At 48.4% G+C, this 859-nt stretch carries 1 protein-coding gene; it reads right to left on the bottom strand.

The window, feature by feature from the left end:
• Positions 1-859 (bottom strand): phage tail fiber protein (locus PSI22_RS21265; protein WP_442316507.1); only part of this gene is annotated, 859 nt, incomplete at both ends.

The raw sequence follows: 859 nt of genomic DNA, 5'->3' as shown, positions 1-859 counted from the left end.
TTCTGCCGGTGCGTCACCTTGATCTCGATAGCCCCATCCGGCAGCACCTTATCATCGACATACACTAACTCATTACCATTGACGTCACGGGGAACACTGATACCGCCATGAACTCCCCATGCCCCATCAGCGTTATAGCCAAGGATACCGGATAGTTTGTAGTGACCAAGACCGAGTTTGGTGACTGTGGCACCTTCGGATTCGTCGTTGGTTTCGAATTGACCCTCGGGGTAGATTTGGATGATGGGAGAGGATTTCTTGACATAACCACTGCCGTCAACGGTGGTATTACCTGTGGTCAAGACAGTGTGATCCATCCAGCTATTACCACCAGAAAATCTAACAATTCTCATGGCATTCTCGCCAAAGTTAGGGAATACCAGATACTGTTGGTTTCCATCATTCCAACGCAATTTTATGAATGACCCCCACACCTCATTTTTGTGTGAGTCCGGTGAGTAGCCATAAAATCCGCTGGGCTGATTTCCGCCGACATCCCAAAGATAGCCAGCAATTTTGTTAGACAAATTATTAGAGCCAATACCATAATCACCAACTTTCAGCGCTTCCCCCAAACCAAGGTTTTTCACAAACTCCGGTTTATTCGGAATGTCTGCCCCGTTCTGGCTCTTCTCCAGCTTCCCTTCCACTGCCGCCTGTAATGCCCGGATGGAGTCCAGCGTGACTTTCTGGCCGCTCGGCATCTCCACGTCAACCTTGCCATTTTCACTCATCCATCGATCCATATTTTGCAGGAACAGGATAATAGCGGCGTTAATGGCACACATATGCCGGACACCATCGGAAACCGTATCCGGGACGGTGGTTGAAATGACATATTTTGCCTTGTTAAGATTGA

Origin of the sequence: Xenorhabdus aichiensis, assembly GCF_028598775.1 — a bacterium.
Taxonomy (GTDB): Bacteria; Pseudomonadota; Gammaproteobacteria; order Enterobacterales; family Enterobacteriaceae; genus Xenorhabdus; species Xenorhabdus bovienii.
Note: the sequence above shows the minus strand (reverse complement) of the source record. Positions and strands in the feature narration are given on the sequence as shown.